At 60.4% G+C, this 17,325-nt stretch carries 14 protein-coding genes; 7 read left to right on the forward strand and 7 right to left on the reverse strand.

Annotation, left to right across the window (positions count from 1 at the left end; genetic code table 11):
• Positions 1-8: 8 nt before the first annotated feature.
• Positions 9-593, forward strand: a complete 585-nt coding sequence (locus tag DYI22_RS08845; RefSeq protein ID WP_213477705.1) for a YceI family protein — start codon at positions 9-11, stop codon at positions 591-593.
• A 33-nt stretch (positions 594-626) separates the two neighbouring features.
• Here the strand turns inward: DYI22_RS08845 and DYI22_RS08850 are convergent, their stop codons facing one another.
• Together DYI22_RS08850 and DYI22_RS08855 are read right to left on the reverse strand one after the other, a co-directional pair.
• Complete coding sequence (locus DYI22_RS08850; protein WP_213477706.1) at positions 627-2,264, reverse strand: methyl-accepting chemotaxis protein; 1,638 nt, start codon at positions 2,262-2,264, stop codon at positions 627-629.
• 113 nt (positions 2,265-2,377) lie between these two features.
• Positions 2,378-2,632 (reverse strand): hypothetical protein, encoded by a 255-nt coding sequence (locus tag DYI22_RS08855; RefSeq protein ID WP_213477707.1) that lies wholly within the window; start codon positions 2,630-2,632, stop codon positions 2,378-2,380.
• A gap of 270 nt (positions 2,633-2,902) precedes the next feature.
• Here DYI22_RS08855 and parC point away from each other — a divergent pair, with 270 nt between their 5' ends.
• Both parC and serB read left to right on the forward strand, forming a co-directional pair.
• A complete protein-coding gene (gene parC, locus DYI22_RS08860; protein ID WP_213477708.1) occupies positions 2,903-5,197 on the forward strand; it encodes a DNA topoisomerase IV subunit A in 2,295 nt (764 codons plus the stop codon).
• Positions 5,190-6,407 (forward strand): phosphoserine phosphatase SerB, encoded by a 1,218-nt coding sequence (gene serB, locus DYI22_RS08865; protein ID WP_213477709.1) that lies wholly within the window; start codon positions 5,190-5,192, stop codon positions 6,405-6,407. Before parC ends, serB begins: the two co-directional genes overlap by 8 nt.
• An 11-nt stretch (positions 6,408-6,418) precedes the next feature.
• On the opposite strand, the gene DYI22_RS08870 is transcribed toward serB, so the two are convergent.
• From DYI22_RS08870 to epmB, 3 genes are all read right to left on the reverse strand, one after another.
• Positions 6,419-8,503 carry an EAL domain-containing protein gene (locus DYI22_RS08870; RefSeq protein ID WP_213477710.1) on the reverse strand — a complete coding sequence of 695 codons (2,085 nt, stop codon included), beginning with the start codon at positions 8,501-8,503 and terminating at the stop codon, positions 6,419-6,421.
• Positions 8,504-8,591: 88 nt separating this feature from the next.
• Entirely contained in the window at positions 8,592-10,403 is a 1,812-nt protein-coding gene (locus tag DYI22_RS08875; protein WP_213477711.1) for a GTPase, read from the reverse strand.
• 222 nt (positions 10,404-10,625) lie between these two features.
• On the reverse strand, positions 10,626-11,666 hold the full coding sequence (gene epmB, locus DYI22_RS08880) for an EF-P beta-lysylation protein EpmB (protein ID WP_213477712.1): 1,041 nt from the start codon (positions 11,664-11,666) through the stop codon (positions 10,626-10,628).
• 45 nt (positions 11,667-11,711) lie between these two features.
• Here epmB and efp point away from each other — a divergent pair, with 45 nt between their 5' ends.
• Entirely contained in the window at positions 11,712-12,287 is a 576-nt protein-coding gene (gene efp, locus DYI22_RS08885; protein ID WP_213477713.1) for an elongation factor P, read from the forward strand.
• Between the two features lie 9 nt (positions 12,288-12,296).
• Positions 12,297-13,271: an EF-P lysine aminoacylase EpmA gene (epmA, locus tag DYI22_RS08890; RefSeq protein ID WP_213477714.1), complete on the forward strand. Its 975-nt coding sequence runs from the start codon at positions 12,297-12,299 to the stop codon at positions 13,269-13,271.
• A 32-nt stretch (positions 13,272-13,303) separates the two neighbouring features.
• Here the strand turns inward: epmA and asd are convergent, their stop codons facing one another.
• Entirely contained in the window at positions 13,304-14,161 is an 858-nt protein-coding gene (asd, locus tag DYI22_RS08895; protein ID WP_213477715.1) for an archaetidylserine decarboxylase, read from the reverse strand.
• Between the two features lie 145 nt (positions 14,162-14,306).
• On the opposite strand from asd, the gene motA reads away from it, so the two are divergent.
• Entirely contained in the window at positions 14,307-15,158 is an 852-nt protein-coding gene (motA, locus tag DYI22_RS08900) for a flagellar motor stator protein MotA (RefSeq protein ID WP_213477716.1), read from the forward strand.
• 56 nt (positions 15,159-15,214) lie between these two features.
• The gene (gene motB / locus DYI22_RS08905) at positions 15,215-16,174 is read left to right on the forward strand and encodes a flagellar motor protein MotB (protein WP_213477717.1); all 960 of its coding nucleotides are present in this window, start codon (positions 15,215-15,217) and stop codon (positions 16,172-16,174) included.
• 15 nt (positions 16,175-16,189) lie between these two features.
• Here motB and rsgA read toward each other — a convergent pair whose 3' ends face one another.
• Positions 16,190-17,245: a small ribosomal subunit biogenesis GTPase RsgA gene (gene rsgA / locus DYI22_RS08910; RefSeq protein WP_213477718.1), complete on the reverse strand. Its 1,056-nt coding sequence runs from the start codon at positions 17,243-17,245 to the stop codon at positions 16,190-16,192.
• Between the last annotated feature and the right edge of the window lie 80 nt (positions 17,246-17,325).

Genomic DNA, 17,325 nt, shown 5'->3' on the forward strand with positions numbered 1-17,325 from the left:
AATGCATTATGAAGAAACTTCTGCTGGCTTCTGCCGTGTCCATGTCACTGATCGGCGCCGCTCAGGCGTCCGAGCACAGTGGTACTTATGCGTTTGACACCAAAGGCGCCCATCAGTTTGTCACGTTCAAGATCTCACACCTGGGCTACAGCTGGCTCTACGGACGTTTTAACGACTTTGATGGTCAGTTCACCTATGACGCCGAGAATCCGGAGAACAGCTCTGTGGAGGTGACCATCGATACCGCCAGCGTGGATTCCAATCACGCCGAACGCGACAAGCACCTGCGCAGTGAGGATTTCCTGTACGTAGACGAGTACCCGGAAGCCACGTTCAAGAGCACGCGAATTGTGCTGGATGACGATGGCGACGAAGCCGATATCATCGGTGATTTCACGTTGCGGGGCGTCACCCGGGAAATCACCCTGGAGGCGGAGCTGCTGGGCCACGGTGACGACCCCTGGGGCGGCTACCGCATGGGCTTTGAGGCGGAAACCGAGCTGAAGCTCGCCGACTTCGGCATTCCGATGGACCTGGGCAAGGCCTCGGAAACCGTGCACATTGAAATTTCAGTAGAAGGCATTCGCCAGTAAGGTTCACTGCTGGCGTTAGCTGCCGGTTCCGGGTCAGACCCGGAACCGGCCCGTCTGCCCCTTGAGTTCATCGGCAAAGCCCGCCAGGGATTTGCCGATGGCGTCAATGCCTTTTGAGCGCTTGGCGCTCTCTGCAGCAAGGTCGTTGATCTCGGTCACGCTGCGATTGATTTCATCCACCACCTGGGTCTGTTCTTCCGTGGCCGAGGCCACGCTGGTGTTCATGTCGCTGATGTCTGCCATAGCGACAAGAATGCCGTTGAGCTCACTTTCCGCCTCACTTGCCAGTTTCTCGGTGGCCACGGCTTCCTTACTGCCGGTTTCCATCACTGAGACAATGTCCGACACCCCGTTCTGCAGTGCCGATATCATGGTCTGAATGTCTTCAGTGGACTGCTGGGTGCGCTTGGCCAGCGTACGCACCTCATCGGCCACCACGGCAAACCCGCGGCCCTGCTCGCCGGCGCGGGCGGCTTCAATCGCGGCATTAAGGGCCAGCAGATTGGTCTGGTCGGCAACGCCGCGGATGACATCCAGGACCGAGGTGATGTTTTCCGAGTCCTGGGACAGCCTGCGAATGACTTCCACGGCTTTGTTGATCTGGGCGGCCAGTCTCTGCACCTGCTCAGAGGAATTACGAATAATGGTGGCGCTGTTGTTGCCTTTTTCCTGGGCATCCCGGGTTACCTCGGCAGCGCGGGAGGCGTTGCCGGCCACCTCTTCGATGGCACTTTGCATTTCATTGACCGCCGTGGCCACCATGGAAATGGAGTCGGTCTGTTTGCTGATGCCGTCATTGTTCTCCCGCGCGGCCGTCGCCAGCTCCCGGGCACCGTCATCGAGCTGGCTGCTCAGCTGCTGGATCGCGCCGATCATCGTCTGCAGATTGGCCAGTACCTGGTTGAAGCTGGTGGCCAGCCGGCCAAGATCGTCGTCTGTCTCGACGGGGACGCGCTGGGTCAAGTCGCCCTCTCCCTGGGCGATGTTATCGAGCTGTTGTCTGAGCACCGTGATGGACTTGATGATCATCTTCATGAATGCGAGGAAGAGGGCGATGCTGACGATCACCGCGAGCACCGTAATCGTCAGGATGAACACCGAGCTGCTCTGGCCCTCTGAGGAAGCCTCCCGTGCACGCCCCTGGGCCAGTTCATCGGCGTGGGCGCCGACCTTGTCATAATAGAGCCTCAGTGCCGAGTAGCGTGGGGCGCTTTCCTCGTTCAGGCGGGTCCTGGCGGCCGAGGCATTTCCGGCGGATGCCATGTCCATGGTGTTGCGGGCGGACTGCTCCCAGCGCTGAAACGCCGAATCGAATCCCGTCATGATGGGGGCAACGCCGGTGCCTGCGAGCCGTCTGGCGGCTTCTGCCATGCGGTCTTTGGCCTGCTGTACGTTCTCGTTGAATTCGTCTTCGAAGCCGCCACCCGGCTCACCGGTGGCGGCAGCGTCAATGGCTTCCATCTGTGCGACCAGGGCCTGATACAGGTCGCGGTCGCCATTGAGCACTTCACTCACGGCGGGGAGGTAGCGGTCGGCTATGTCGTCGGTGTCGGCGACCAGATTCTGCGCCGTTCGGACACTGAAAAGACCAATGATGACAAGCGCGATGGCGGAGATTGCAAAGGGCAGGGCAATCTTGGTCCGCAGGCCGAGAGAGGTGCTCAGATTCATGAGGCTGCTTACCTTTTCGAAAAGTGAGAGAACACTTCCCTAAAGATAGCAGCGCAACGGTGGGGTTCACGGATACAAATTGTAAGGGCCTGTAATGCCATGAGCGACGAGTGTCAGGGCAGGTCAGTAGATTCCTGTGTTCCTCGGATTACGCGTTGGTCGTCGGAACGACAGAGATGGCGTTGACGCCAGAACTGGGCGACAAAAATGACCAGCCAGATCAACACGCCCGCCCAGAGATAGGGTTCGGCTACCTGAAAGGTGCCGCTGATGGCGAATTCCACGAGTAGCATCAGTGCCAGGGCGAGCACCGCGTTGACAAGGGCGGTAACCATGGCTTGCCCGCAGGCTTTCATATTCGGTTTCATAGTGTTCCGCTTGCTCAGGGTGAAAAACGGTCATCTATCCACGTCTGGCGAGCATACGGCCAGCATTACAGAGTCTCCATGCGGGAATTCCGCTATTGGAAATGGCTATCGAGGACATTTGTAGTGGCCGCGATGCCAACTATTGCGTGGTGGTTATTGGTGTATCGCGGCTTGCGTCCATATAATGTGCCCTCAAATCCGGACCGGTCAGTGATCGGTTGACGGGCAGCAAGCGCCGGCAGAATTCACAACAGGTAAAAAGAGGCATCCATGCCAGAGTTTCAGACGACGGACGAAGGCTTTGAGCGGGTTTCGCTGAGGGACTACACGGAAAAGGCCTACCTCGATTATTCCATGTACGTCATTCTTGATCGGGCGCTGCCGAACGTCGGCGACGGTCTCAAGCCGGTTCAGCGGCGCATTGTCTACGCCATGTCCGAACTGGGGCTCAAGTCCACTTCCAAGTACAAAAAATCCGCCCGTACAGTGGGCGATGTGCTGGGTAAGTTTCACCCGCACGGTGACAGCGCCTGCTACGAAGCCATGGTGCTGATGGCGCAGCCGTTCTCCTACCGCTACCCATTGGTGGATGGCCAGGGCAACTGGGGATCTCCGGATGACCCCAAATCGTTTGCGGCCATGCGTTATACCGAATCCCGGCTGGCGCCGTTCGCCGATGTGTTGCTGAGTGAGCTGGGCCAGGGCACGGTGGATTGGGTACCGAATTTCGACGGCACCATGGAGGAACCGTCGGTGTTGCCCGCCCGGCTGCCGCACGTGCTGTTGAACGGCACCACCGGGATCGCCGTGGGTATGGCAACGGACATTCCTCCCCATAACGTCAGGGAAGTCACCGCCGCCTGTATTCGCCTGCTTGATCAGCCGGACGCGACGGTGGACGATCTCTGCGAGCACGTAAAAGGGCCGGATTTCCCCACCGAAGCGGAAATCATCACCCCCCGCAAGGATATCCGCCAGATGTACGAGACCGGCCGCGGCTCGTTGAGGATGCGGGCGCGGTGGCTGCGCGAAAGTGGTGAAATCGTCGTCACCGATCTGCCCCATCACGTGTCCGGAGCGCGGGTGCTGGAGCAGATTGCGCAGCAGATGCAGGCCAAGAAACTGCCGATGGTGGCGGACTTGCGGGACGAATCCGACCATGAAAACCCGACGCGTCTGGTGATTGTGCCGCGCTCCAACCGGGTGGATCTGGACGGGCTGATGGCGCACCTGTTTGCCAGTACCGACCTCGAGAAAACCTACCGGGTGAATATCAACGTCATCGGTAACGATGGCCGGCCCGGGGTCAAGGGCCTGAGAACCATGCTGACGGAGTGGCTGAGTTTCCGTCGCACCACTGTCACCCGTCGCCTGCAGCACCGTCTCGACAAGGTGCTGGCACGGCTGCACCTGTTGGAAGGCTTGCTGATCGCCTACCTCAATATCGATGAGGTGATCGAGATCATCCGCACCGAGGACAAGCCCAAGGCGGAATTGATGTCTCGCTTTGGCCTGTCGGCGGATCAGGCGGAAGCCATTCTGGAGCTGAAATTACGCCATCTGGCCAAGCTCGAGGAAATGAAGATCCGTGGTGAACAGGATGAGCTGTCTGCCGAACGCGACGAACTACAGGCCATTCTGGGATCGGAAGATCGTCTGCGTGAACTGATCAAAGCGGAACTTCAGGCCGATGCGGAAACCTTTGGCGACGAGCGGCGTTCACCGATCGTCGAACGGGAGGAAGCCCGGGCCTTCAGTGACCTGGATCTGGTGTCCAACGACCCGGTCACCGTGGTCCTGTCGGAAAAGGGCTGGGTCCGCGCCGCCAAGGGTCATGACATTGAACCGGAGGGCTTGAGCTACAAGTCCGGCGACCGTTTCGCCATGGCGGCGAAGGGGCGAAACAACCAGCAGGCCGTCTTCCTTGACTCGACCGGGCGCGCCTATGCGCTGATGGCCCACAGTCTGCCGTCTGCCCGGGGGCAGGGGGAGCCGCTGACCGGCCGTATCAATCCGCCCTCGGGCGCGGCGTTTTCCGGGCTGTTGATGGGGGACCCCACGCGCAAGGTGTTGCTGGTCACCGACGGGGGGTATGGGTTCGTGACGTCCCTTGAGGATATGATCAGCAAGAACCGCAACGGCAAGGCGGTCGTCAGCGTGCCCAAGGGCGCGAAAATTATGCCGCCGGTGGTGGTGCCGGCGACCGACAAGCCGCTGTTCCTGGGCGCCATTTCCAACGAGGGGCGGATGCTCGTTTTCCCGCTCAGTGAATTGCCGGAGCTGGCCAAGGGTAAAGGCAACAAGATCATCAGCATTCCCTCGGCGCGGGTGCAGAACCGCGAGGAGTACGTCGTCGCGGTGGCGGTGTTTGCCGAAGACGACAATCTGGAAATTCGCGCCGGCAAGCGCAAGATGGGCCTGCAGTTCAGTGATCTGGAGCATTACCTCGGTGAGCGCGGTCGTCGTGGCCACAAGCTCCCCCGCGGGTTGCAGCGGGTGGATGGCATTGACGTAATCGCAGCCGCCGGTAACACGGCTGAAGAGGAGTTCACCGACAGTGAGTGAATTGGTTCTGATCAACGTTTCAGGACGCGACAAGCCGGGCCTGACCTCTGAAATCACCGGTATTATGGGGCAGTACGACGTTCGCATTCTGGATATTGGCCAGGCGGTGATCCACGATCATCTCACGTGGGGCATTCTTATCGAGATTCCGGACGCCTCCAAATCGTCCCCGGTTATCCGCGATCTGCTGTTCCGCCTGCATGCGCTGGACCTGCAGGTGCGCTTTGCGCCGATCACCGAGCGCGAATACCAGACCTGGGCCGAGGCCAGAAACCGCGCCTGCTACATCGTTACGCTGCTGTCGCGGGATATCAAGGCGGAGCAGATCGCCCGGGTGTCGGCCATCACCGCACGTCATGGTCTCAATATCGACAACATCAGTCGGCTGTCTGCCCGCCCCTCACTGAATCCGTCGGAGAACCGCATCGCCTGTGTCGAGTTCTCGGTGCGCGGCACACCCTCGGACCTTGAGCAGTTGCGGGCGGATTTCCTGCACATCGCCGGCGAGATGAATGTGGATATTGCCTTCCAGGAAGATTCCATTTTCCGTCGAAACCGCCGGCTGGTGGTATTTGACATGGATTCCACCCTGATCGAAGCCGAGGTGATTGACGAACTCGCGCGGGAAGCCGGCGTCGGCGATCAGGTGGCAGAGATCACCGAACGAGCCATGCAGGGCGAGCTGGATTTCAGTCAGAGCTTTGCCGAGCGTCTGGCGTTGCTCAAGGGGCTGGACGAGTCCGTGCTGGAGGGTATTGCCGCGCGTCTGAAAATGACGGAAGGGGCAGAACATCTGATTCGCAGTCTGAAGTCGCTGGGCTACCGCACCGCCATCCTCTCTGGCGGGTTCAGTTACTTTGCGCGTCATCTGCAGAGCAAGCTGGGCATTGATTACATCTATGCCAACGAGCTGGAGATTGCGAACGGCAAGGTCACCGGCCGGGTGTCTGGTCGGATCGTGGATGGTAACCGCAAGGCGGAGTTGCTGCTGGAAATTGCCCGCAAGGAGCACATCTCCCGGGAGCAGGTCATCGCGGTGGGGGATGGTGCAAACGACCTGCCGATGCTGAGTCAGGCGGGATTAGGCGTAGCCTTCCGTGCCAAGCCACTGGTCAAGGAATCCGCCCGTCACTCGATATCCACTCTCGGGCTGGACGCGATCCTGTACCTGATCGGCTTCCGCGAGAGCGAAAGCAACCAGGGGCTCTGAACGACCGGGGATCAGTGATCCCCGAAGTCGTAGTTCATTTCCGGTACCGGCGCCTGCAGGTAGTAGCCCTGGATGTAATTCACCCCGGCCTGCCACAGCGTTGCCAACACACCGGCATTCTCGACGAGCGGGATGATGGTCAGCTTGCCGGCGCTCTGCAGGCTCTTGACCATTTCCTTGACCTCTTCCTTGGCTTCTTCGTTCTTCTGGATTTCTTCGGTGAAGGAGCCGTCGATCTTCACGTAATCCACGTCGATGTGCTTGAGGGTGTTGAACGGGTTCAGGGCACAGCCAAACTGAGAGATCGAGACCTTGCAATGGAGCTCGCGCACCGATTTGGCAAACTCCCTGGCCTGCTTCATGAAGTTGTTGGCATCGCCTTCGCGGATCTGGAAGATCAGCGAGTCGCCGGGCAGGCGGGCGGCCTTGAGGGCCACGCTGAGCCAGGGCGTGAAGGTTTTGTCTTCCAGGGTTTCCGCGGTGATGTTGAGGAACAGCCGGGTATCGTGCCCGCGGGAGCGGTGGCTGGACAGCTGCTTGATGGTTTGCAGAATCACCCAGCGATCGATCTTGATGCTCATGTCCGAGGGGCCGGCCGGTGGCAGGAAGTCGTAGGGAGAGACTTCTTCGCCCTCCTTGTCCAGCATGCGCACAAAGGCCTCATAATGTTCTTCGCCTTCGCCCCGGAGGTTGATGATCGGCTGGAACAGCAGGCGGAATCGGTTTTCGTCCAGCGCTTTCTGGATGGCCTCGGCGGAATTGCTCTCGTCGAGGGTCTCGTAGTCCGCCGGATTGTAGATCAGTACGCCGTTGCCCTGGTCATGGCCGTCCTGTTTCTTGAGGTCGGCCGACGCGGTGTGGGCCCGGCCCATGACATCCGGCGCCTTGGGTGAGTTCTCGGTGATCGCTGCCACGCCGATACTGAGGGTCAGCTGCACCGTACGCCCGTTGATTTCGAACAGGTGATCTTCCACCGCTTTGCAAAGGCTCTCGCACTGGCTGGCCAATGCCTTGTCATCACCTGGCTGGCACAGGAGGCAGAATGCATCGTCGCTCAGCCGCGCCAGAATGGCGTTCTCCGGCGCGTGTTCCCGCAGCATGTTGGCCAGATCACCCAGCAGCAGATCCGCCCCGGCAATCCCTACCTGGCTCTTCAGGCTCATAAAGTTGTCCAGCGCGATATACGCCAGCGCGCCGTTCTCGTTGTCCTTGCCGGCTTTGGCCACCGCCTGGCCCAGTGCATCCATCAGGTGCTGACGGTTGTACAGCCCGGTAAGCAGGTCCTGGCTGCTGATCTGGCGCAGTTTCTCTTCCAGCTCGGCGTCACTGTGTTCCGGTTGCAGCACAATCTGGGTGCAGGCCTCGCCGTCGTAGGTGGCGGCGGACACGGACATCACCACGTTCAGCTCCTGGTCGTCGCTGCGGCGGGCGGTGCAGGTCAGGGTCATGCCGTCTTCACCGCTTTCGGTAAACGACTTCATGAACTCCTTGTACTTGTCCTGGCTTTCCGGGTTCAGCGTGTCGAGCACGGGAATGCAGATCAGGTCATCAATATCGTCGTACCCGAGGAATTCCATGTACGACTGGTTCGCGTAGATGTGCATGCCGTCGTTGATGTAGGCAATGGCGTCTTTGGAGCTTTCCAGCAGCAGCTGGCAGCGCTGCTCGGCTTCCCGCAGATGGGATTCGAGCACGCGCCGGCGGCGGCGATCCTCCAGGGCCGACAGCTCCCGGTTGACCACCAGCACCAGCTGATCGGTGTAGTCGAACTGCACCGTGTCACGAGCGCCGGCCCGCATCATGGCCACCGTCTGTTCCCGGCTGTAGTCGCCGGTGAGCAGAACGAAAGGAATGTCCTTGTCCATGCGGCGTATCATCGCCAGCGCGTCGTCTGCACCAAACTCCTGCTCGACGTCCCGCGCCAGCAGCAGATCCCAGCTCCCGTTTTTCAGGGCTTCTTCCAGATCTTCTTCGGACGTGATGCGGTGAGCCCGGGTGGCTTTCCCGGAATTCCTCAGCAGGCTGACCAGAGATTCTGCGTCGTTCTGTGAGGGGTCAAGAATCAGAAGGTGTACGGTCGTGTTCTTTTTCTGCATTCGTCAGACGTCTCGTGATACCCGTGGAGAGTGCGGTAGGGCGCGCCGTGGAAGCGACTCTCGGTCAGCGCCACCGGAGCTCCTGAAGCTACAGGGAGGGCCACAGAGAGTCAAATTCATCCTCGTTGGTGCCCGCTGAAGGTGGCGTCGTACCGGTGGCCGCGGAGCCGGAATTCTGCAGTTTGAGTTCAAACTGGCTGATGCTGCCGGTGGCCGACAGTTTGCGCAGCAGCTGGCCACTGTCTTCGCGGCCGTCGTGAAGCAGGGAGATGCGGCTGCCGGACTGGAATGGCAGGCGCGGTGTGATCAGGGTGGCGGCCTGATTGACGACACTGATTTCCGGCAGCAGCAGACCGCGCAGGTATTCGCTGCTGTTTCCCACCTTCTGGATCAGCCGGACACCGCAGGGTGACGCACTGGGTGCCAGCAGCTCGATGCCGATCTGGGTGCCCTGATTGCGAACCTGGCGGAGCCAGCGCACCACGGCGACGCTCCAGGGGTGGCTGGGTTGTTCGCGCACCCCGAGAATCTCCCCTGCCTGCAGAGACGGGGGCACATTGCTTTCCCAGGCGACGCAATAGCCGCCGGGGCTGGTGTTGATCAGCAGGGCCTGATGCGAGGGTGGGCGGGCCTTGTCGACACTGGCCGACGCGGCCTGGCCATGGCTGCCCCGGAAATTGATCGGCGTGTCCGCCGACAACAGCCGATCCTCTGCCGGGCCGGCATCGTGGGCACCCGCCCAGGCGTCCTCTTTCTTGCGGGAGGCGCGGATAAACAGGTTCTCTTCATCACCGTTATCATTGCCGCGGACGAACTCGTTGAAGTGCTTCTCACCGGCAATAAAGAAGTGTGCAGCGGACAGCCCGACACAGACCTCAAGGGTGCCCTGGCTGGCGATGCGGTTGAAGTTGCGTTTGGCGAGGATGCCCAGCGCCTGGCTCAGGTGGGTGAGGAGGGTTTCGCTGACGCGGTGCGGTAACTGCAGTGGCGATGCAGGCTTGTCGCCGCCGCGGGCTTTCGATGTGCTCGAATGCAGGGCCTCTGCGAGCATCCGCGACAGTTCGCGGGTGTCAAAGCCAAAGGTGTCAGCCCCCGGTTTCTGCTCCAGCAGGCTGCGGTACACCGGCGGTGTATCGCGTTCCATATTGACCACAAACAGGCTGTCTTCGCCAATATCCGGGCCGCATTCCGTGTGCTGGGTCCAGGTCTCGAAGAGCTCGTAGGTCTGCAGCAACTCATTCTGCCGTAGCTGATTAGGCCGCGCGCACCCCAGCAGGAGTACCCGTTTGTAGCTGTCTTCCACGGTACTGCTGTGGCGGTGGATAAGGGTATCGTCCTCCACCGTCAGGTTGGCCAGTTTGTTGCGGTGCGCAAACCGGAACAGTCGGTGGCATTCCAGCCAGCTCTGGGCTGGGCTGGGGCAATACAGCTGGTGTGCCCGGACGATGGTGGCCGCCAGTTCGGAAATGGCCCGATGGGTGGCGGTAGCGACCGCCTTGCGGTTCTTGTCCAGGCCACCGTTGTCGAGCAGTTCCAGCACACAGAGTTTGTAGCCGCTGGCACAATGCAGTTGCAGCGCCTGGGAAAGGTTGGCGATTTTGCGCTGCTTCTCTGGCAGTGCTACGGCCAGTCCAAGGTAGTGGCGTGACAGCTCAGTGCAGACAAAGTGGATCTTCGGGCGTATCAGCTCCAGAAACTGGAACCGCTGCTGCGGTGCTATAAACAGATGATTCAGTTCAATAATGGCGTGATACAGCTGGCGGGACGCCTCTCCGATGTTGGCCATCGGGAGCTGTTTGATCCAGTCCCGGAAGGCTTTTGGAGAGGTCTCGCAGAACGAGAGACTTGCTGTTTTCTGTTCGGGAACCCGAAGGTCGGGTTTCAGAGTCTTTCCTTCCATGAGTACACGCCAGGTAAAAGGGGCACAGCTGGTACCCGAAATGTTGTCAGATACGGCGGGCACTGGCTACAGGAGAACCCCACTGGTCAGAAAACGCCGTAAATACAGTTTTTTATCGTTAGTAAAATAGAACTCTAAAATAGCAAAAGCAGAACAAAAAGCGAGAAATTCACGCGTTGACAAAGTTTCACAAGTGATTTTAGGCCATCTTTGCCGAATCGGTCACGCAAACAGGTCCAGGGGAGTCTTGCCTGCTTTACCCGGGGTCTCTCTGACCAGCCGAGGCACCAGAAAGCCGGGTAGGTCTCCCAGCATGGTCCGGACCAGACTGCGGGCCTCGTCGTCGCTGACGTCAAAATGATGGGCGCCGGCCACCGGGTCGAAGGCGTGAAGGTAATAGGGCAGCACGCCGGCCTCGAACAGTGCCTCGCTCAGCTCGCAGAGCACCCCGGCGTTGTCATTGACGCCTCTGAGCACGACGCTCTGGTTCAGCAGGGTGGCGCCGCAGGCGCTCAGGCGGCGCAGGGCCCGGCGAGTAACCTGATCCAGTTCGGCGGGGTGATTGATGTGCAGCACAATCACGGTCTGCAGGCGGGTGGCCGACAACCACGCTTCCAGCGTATCACACACGCGCTGGGGGATTACCACCGGCAGGCGGGTGTGAATCCGCAACCGCCGGATGTGGGGTATGTTGCCGATCGCCTCGGCCCAGGCCGCCAATAGCCGATCGCTGGCCACCAGCGGGTCGCCGCCGCTGAAAATGACCTCGTTGATGCGGGTGTCCTGTGCCAGTGTCCGGACCACCTGTTCCCGGTCGGCTGGTGACAGCCGGTGATCCTCGTAAGGGAAGTGGCGCCGGAAGCAGTAGCGGCAGTTGATCGCGCACTGGCCGGTGACCATCAGCAGGGCGCGGCTGCGGTATTTGCGGATCAACCCGGTGGTGGCCGTGGCGCCGGCCTCCTGCAGCGGGTCGGCAACAAAGCCGGCAGCAGCCTGGCCTTCCTCGGCCAGTGGCAGTACCTGGCGCAGCAGGGGGTCCGCCGGGTTGCCCCGGGTCATCCGACTGAGATAGGGCTCCGGTACCCGAATGGGAAACAGCCGGTGGCCCTGCTCGGCGCCTGCCAGCCATTGCGCCGGATCAAGCCCCAGCCGTTCCAGCAATGCCTCGGGGGTGGTGACTGAGCCGGCCAGCAGTTGCTGCCAGCTTCGCTCGTCGTTATCAGACTGGCGGGCTTCTATACGGGCCGGGGTTCGCTGTATCATAGCGACCTTTGAATTTTTAATTGCATCTTTTCGGGTGAACATTTCATGGCTTCATATTCTACCAACGAATTTCGCGGCGGTCTTAAGGTTTTGCTGGATGGCGATCCCTGCGTGATTCTGGAAAACGAATTCGTAAAACCTGGCAAAGGCCAGGCTTTCAACCGGGTCAAGCTTCGTAACCTGATGAGCAACCGGGTCTGGGAGCGTACGTTCAAGTCCGGCGAAAGTCTTGAATCGGCGGACGTCATCGATCAGGACATGGAGTACCTGTATACCGATGGCGAGTTCTGGCATTTCATGCTGACTGACGGCTCCTTCGAACAGTATCCCGCCGACGCCAAGGCGGTGGGTGATACCCTGAAGTGGCTGAAGGAACAGGACGTGTACACCGTCACTCTGTACAACGGCTCGCCGTTGTCGGTTACGCCGCCGAATTTCGTCGAGCTGGAAGTGGTTGATACCGACCCGGGAATGAAAGGTGACACTGCCCAGGGCGGCTCCAAGCCGGCCACTCTGTCGACCGGCGCGGTGGTCAACGTTCCGCTGTTCATCACCATCGGCGAAGTGCTGAAAGTGGACACCCGGTCCGGCGAATACGTGAACCGCGTCAAGAGCAGCTAGGCTACTTCCGTGTCTGACGCAGCGCAGTGGCAGCCCCGCGCTTCACTGAGCGCCCTGAAAAGCCGTGCAGACCAGTTGACCTGGTTGCGCGGCTTTTTTGCGCGCAGGGGTGTGCTGGAAGTGGAAACGCCGGTACTCGGGCGCCACGGCGTGACCGATGCCAACCTGGATGGGGTGCCGGCCGAGTTGACCCCGGTCGCGGGTGCGCCCGGTGAAGGCTGGCTGCAAACGTCGCCTGAATATCATATGAAGCGATTGCTGGCGGCCGGCTCCGGCCCTATCTATCAAGTCGCCCGGGTATTCCGTGATGGCGAGCGGGGCGGCCGCCACAATCCGGAATTTTCCCTGCTGGAGTGGTACCGCCCGGGCTTCACCGACGTTGATCTGATGGCTGAGGTCAGCGATCTTGTGGTGGGCTGGCTTGGCTGCGCGCGCCCGCAAGTGCTGCGTTACCGCGAGGCGCTGTTGCAGTTCGCCGGGTTGGATCCGTTTGTAGCAACGGATCGCGAGCTGATGCGGCGGTGTGAGCAGTGGCTGGAGCCGGAACAGGTCATGGCGCTGGGGCGTGACGGGTGTCTGGATTTGCTGATGAGCTACCTGGTTGAGCCCGCGCTGGCCGGGGTCGGGCCAGTATTCATTACCGGCTACCCGCAATCGCAGGCAGCCCTGGCACGGGTCAGCGTGCAGGACGGAGTGGCCCAGGCGCATCGCTTCGAGCTGTATGTGGAAGGGATCGAATTGTGCAACGGCTATTGGGAACTGACCGATGCCGGTGAGCAGCGCCGGCGGTTCGAGGCGGATAACCGGCTCCGTCGCCAGTCCGGCAAGCCGGTGATGGCCATCGATGAGTCGTTCATGGCGGCCCTTGAGGCAGGTATGCCGGACTGTGCCGGCGTCGCCCTGGGCCTGGACCGGTTATTGATGCTCAAACTCGGGACCAGTGATATCTCGGATGTGCTGGCGTTTCCGCTGGAAATCGCCTGACCCCGGTTTGACCGGGGCCGGGAAGGCAGCTTTCAGGAAGTAACGGTGCCGAAGGCTTCGCCCATGCGCACAGTGCCACCGGGCGCTTCGCCTTCGTTCCAGCGGACGGCGCCTTTCGGCATGACCAGGACCACGGTGGAGCCGAGACGGAAGCGGCCCATCTCCTCGCCCTTCTCGAAACAGATGTCCGGCTGATCGTCGTAGCGTGTGGTGGTCACCAGGCCCGTGCCCGGAGCGACCACGCCGCCCCAGGTGGTTTCCACGCTGCCGACAATCATTGCACCCACCAGTACCATGGCCATGGGGCCGGCCTCTGTGTCGAAAATGCAGGCCACCCGTTCGTTGCGCGCAAACAGATTGGGCACGTTCTCCGCAGTCACCGGATTGACGGAAAACAGCTTGCCCGGCACATAGACCATCTCCCGCAGCGTTCCCGCCAGAGGCATATGGATGCGGTGATAATCTTTAGGTGACAGGTAAATGGTGGCGAACTCGCCCTCGTTGAAGACCTGTGCTCTCTGTTCGTCCCCGCCGAGCAGCTCGGTCAGGCTGAACGACTGGCCCTTGGCCTGGAACACCCGGTCGCCGGTGATCTGGCCCAGCTGGCTGATGGCGCCGTCAACGGGGCTGACCAGCACCGACTCGCCGTCATCAATGGGACGCAGGCCCGGCTTCAACGCGCGGGTAAAGAAGGCGTTGAAGCTCGGATAGGCTTCGGGATCGGAATCCACAGCTTCGCTCATGTTTACGCCGTAGCGGTCGATAAACCAGCGCACGACACGATTTTTGAGCGCCGGTGCCCGGTCATTGTCGGCGAGTCGGCCAGCCAGCCGGGAAACCGCCAGTTGCGGGGTGATGTACTGGCTCAGAACAAAAAGCTTGTCGAACATTAAACCGTATCCTTTGCGCTCAAAGGCGCGAAGTTTACCAAATACAGCCGCGTGTATAGAAATTGTTTCTCAGCTTCGCGGTTGGCATCGGCGCTTGCTATGATCGGGTCAGTCAAAACTACTACATAAGGCGTGTGCTCTTCCCATGTTGCTTATAATCGGTGCAGTTGTAGTCATTGCGAGTGTACTCGGCGGGTACGTTCTCCACGGCGGAAACCTTGCGGTGTTGTGGCAGCCGACAGAGGTTCTGATCATCGGGGGCGCGGCCGTCGGGTCCTTTATCATCGCCAACCCGATGCATACGGTGAAAGAGGTGTTTCAGGGCTGCATGCGCCTGTTGACCGGCTCGCCCTACAACAAGGCGTTTTATGTCGACCTGCTCAGCCTGCTGTACGACGTTTTCGACAAATCCCGCAAACAGGGCGTGATGGCCATCGAAGAGGATATCGATAACCCCGAATCCAGCCAGATCTTTACCCGCTATCCCGCCGTCATGAAATCCAAGTACCTGCTGGCGTTTATCACCGATTACCTGCGCATCATCAGTTCCGGCAACATGGCCACCCATGAGCTGGAAGGAATGATGGAGAACGAAATTGACAGTCGCCAGCACGAACTGGAAGAGCCGGCACACGCGGTGAACAAGATTGCCGATGCCCTGCCGGGGCTGGGTATTGTGGCAGCGGTGCTTGGCATCGTGATCACCATGAACTTCCTGACTGAAGGCCCCGAGAAAATTGGTCTGAGCGTCGCAGCCGCGCTGGTCGGGACCTTCCTGGGCATCTGGATGGGCTACGGTTTTGTTGGTCCCACTTCGATCGCCCTCGAGCACGCCGCGAAATACGAGTTGAAAGCCTACGAGTGCGTGAAAGCCTCTGTGGTGGCCACGGTTTCCGGTCAGGCCCCGCAGATGGCCATTGAGTTCGGGCGCAAGGCGCTTCCCACTGACAAGCGGCCTGGATTCCAGGAGCTTAACGATCACGTTCGCTCGAAGTAGCGTAGCTGAAGTAACGAAGCCGACGTAATCAACCCCGGGGCTGTTGGAGCAGGTTAGTGGAAGAACAACCGATCATCGTCAAGCGCAAAAAAAAGGTTGCCGCCGGCCATCACGGCGGCTCCTGGAAAGTTGCGTTCGCCGATTTTGCCACCGCCATGATGGCGTTTTTCCTGGTGTTGTGGCTGACGGCCACCGCCACTCCAGAGCAGAAGCTGGCAGTGGAAGGCTATTTCAAGGACCCGGTCGGCTTTACCGAGGGTGGATCGCCCAACCCGGTGGATCTGGAAGGTAGCGCTTCGGTGGTCAACGAGAGCGCCCAGGATCTTGAGCGCAGCGATATCCAGATCGAGGACCAGGTGGTTGAAGAGTTGGCCGAGACCCTGGAGCAGCGGCAGATGGAGGAGCTGTTCCAGGAGTTGCAGGAGCGCATTGAGCAGAGTGAAACCCTGCAGGAGTTCAAGGATCAGCTGCTGATCGACATCACCAGCGAAGGGCTGAGAATTCAGATCGTCGACCGCTCCCAGCGCCCGATGTTCGACAGCGGCCGCGCCGAGCTTAAGTACTACTCCCAGGACATCCTGTTCGAGCTCGCCAAACCACTGGGGGCGGTCACCAACAAGCTGAGCATTACCGGCCACACCGACGCTACGCCGTTTGGCGGACGCCCGGGGTACACCAACTGGGAGTTGTCCGCCGATCGTGCCAACACCGCACGCCGGGCGCTGGTGGCCGGCGGGGTCGGGGCCGGGCAGATCGCCCGTGTGGTCGGGCTGAGTGATTCGGTGCTGTTCGACAAGGACGACCCCACCGCGCCGGTCAATCGCCGCATTTCCATCATCGTACTCAACAAGAAAACCGCCGAGGGTATCCAGAGCAACGCCGGGCAAAGCGATGAGCCGCTGATTGACCTGACCGCGCCGACCGAAGCGGAGCAGGAGGAGGCGATGGAGAGTCTGGAGCAGGGCGACTGGATGCAGGAACGGGAAGAGCCTGCGGAGGGAGAGCTGAACTGGTAACCGCCCGAGCGGTATTCAGTCCAGCTTGAGCCCGCGGGCCTGCTGCTCGGTCATGTCTTTGAGAATGCGGTGAAAGCTTTTCAGGCGCGGGTAGCTGATACGTCCCTCTTCCGCGGCTGCATCAATGGCGCAGCCCGGATCCCCCAGATGGCGACAGTTGCGGAACTTGCACTGGCCGATCAGGTCGCGAATTTCCCGAAAGCCGTACTCCAGCTCCTGGGGCGTCATGTGCCACAGACCGAACTCGCGGATGCCCGGAGAGTCGATCAGGTCACCGCCGATCGCCAGGTGGAACAGTTTCGCGGTGGTGGTGGTGTGTGTGCCTTTACCGGTACTCTCCGAGAGTGCGCCAACCCGCAGTGATTCATCCGGCAGCAACGTCTGGATGATCGACGACTTCCCCACGCCGGACTGCCCCACAAACACGCTGGTCTGATTTCGCACCAGATCTTCCACCTGCGGTGACGGCGTGCTGCCTGAGGCCATCGCGGAGGTGCGCACCACGTTGTAGCCCAATGTCTCGTAGCGCTCCAGCAGTTCATCAATGGCCTGCTGGTTCAGGTCCGTCAGCAGATCGGTCTTGTTCAGCAGGATGACCACGGGAATGTCGGTGCTTTCGGCCGCCACCAGATAGCGGTCAATCAGGTTGTCGTGGGGCTCCGGCTCTGGCGCGATCACCAGAATGATGTGGTCGATGTTCGCCGCGACGGGTTTCAGTGCGCCGAAATTGTCCGGGCGCTGCAGCAGGTTGGTGCGCTCACAGCGGGCAACAATGACCCCGGTCTCGCTTTTACCGGGCCGCCAGATCACCTTGTCGCCGGTCACCAGGCCGTCGATGTTGGCTCGCACAAAACAGCGTACCACCTCGCCCTGATGGTCCCCCTCCAGTCCTTCCACGTCCAGCTGCTGGCCGTAATGGGCGATAATGAGCCCCTGCTGTTCGGGCCCCAGTTCACCGGCTTCCGTCAGCTCCTCAATGGCCTTTTCCTTACGGGACACCCGCGCGGTGCGTTCCGCGTGAATTTTCTTGATCCGCCATTGCTGCTGTTTGTTCAGTCGCCGTTTTGCCATAAAGAAGTTGCTGAAATCCTGATGAAGGGTAGGTTTTGCTGTGCCATCATACGCTAACCTGAGGATCGCAGCCCGCATGA

It is taken from the genome of Marinobacter lipolyticus (assembly GCF_018424605.1).
In the GTDB taxonomy this organism is placed as follows: Bacteria; Pseudomonadota; Gammaproteobacteria; order Pseudomonadales; family Oleiphilaceae; genus Marinobacter; species Marinobacter lipolyticus_B.

Excerpts from the sequence above, each read along its gene's own strand:
- DYI22_RS08845 (WP_213477705.1), top strand. The coding sequence starts at position 9 with ATGAAGAAACTTCTGCTGGCTTCTGCCGTGTCCATGTCACTGATCGGC.
- DYI22_RS08850 (WP_213477706.1), bottom strand. The coding sequence starts at position 2,264 with ATGAATCTGAGCACCTCTCTCGGCCTGCGGACCAAGATTGCCCTGCCC.
- DYI22_RS08855 (WP_213477707.1), bottom strand. The coding sequence starts at position 2,632 with ATGAAACCGAATATGAAAGCCTGCGGGCAAGCCATGGTTACCGCCCTT.
- parC (WP_213477708.1), top strand. The coding sequence starts at position 2,903 with ATGCCAGAGTTTCAGACGACGGACGAAGGCTTTGAGCGGGTTTCGCTG.
- DYI22_RS08870 (WP_213477710.1), bottom strand. The coding sequence starts at position 8,503 with ATGCAGAAAAAGAACACGACCGTACACCTTCTGATTCTTGACCCCTCA.
- DYI22_RS08875 (WP_213477711.1), bottom strand. The coding sequence starts at position 10,403 with ATGGAAGGAAAGACTCTGAAACCCGACCTTCGGGTTCCCGAACAGAAA.
- epmB (WP_213477712.1), bottom strand. The coding sequence starts at position 11,666 with ATGATACAGCGAACCCCGGCCCGTATAGAAGCCCGCCAGTCTGATAAC.
- efp (WP_213477713.1), top strand. The coding sequence starts at position 11,712 with ATGGCTTCATATTCTACCAACGAATTTCGCGGCGGTCTTAAGGTTTTG.
- asd (WP_213477715.1), bottom strand. The coding sequence starts at position 14,161 with ATGTTCGACAAGCTTTTTGTTCTGAGCCAGTACATCACCCCGCAACTG.
- motA (WP_213477716.1), top strand. The coding sequence starts at position 14,307 with ATGTTGCTTATAATCGGTGCAGTTGTAGTCATTGCGAGTGTACTCGGC.
- rsgA (WP_213477718.1), bottom strand. The coding sequence starts at position 17,245 with ATGGCAAAACGGCGACTGAACAAACAGCAGCAATGGCGGATCAAGAAA.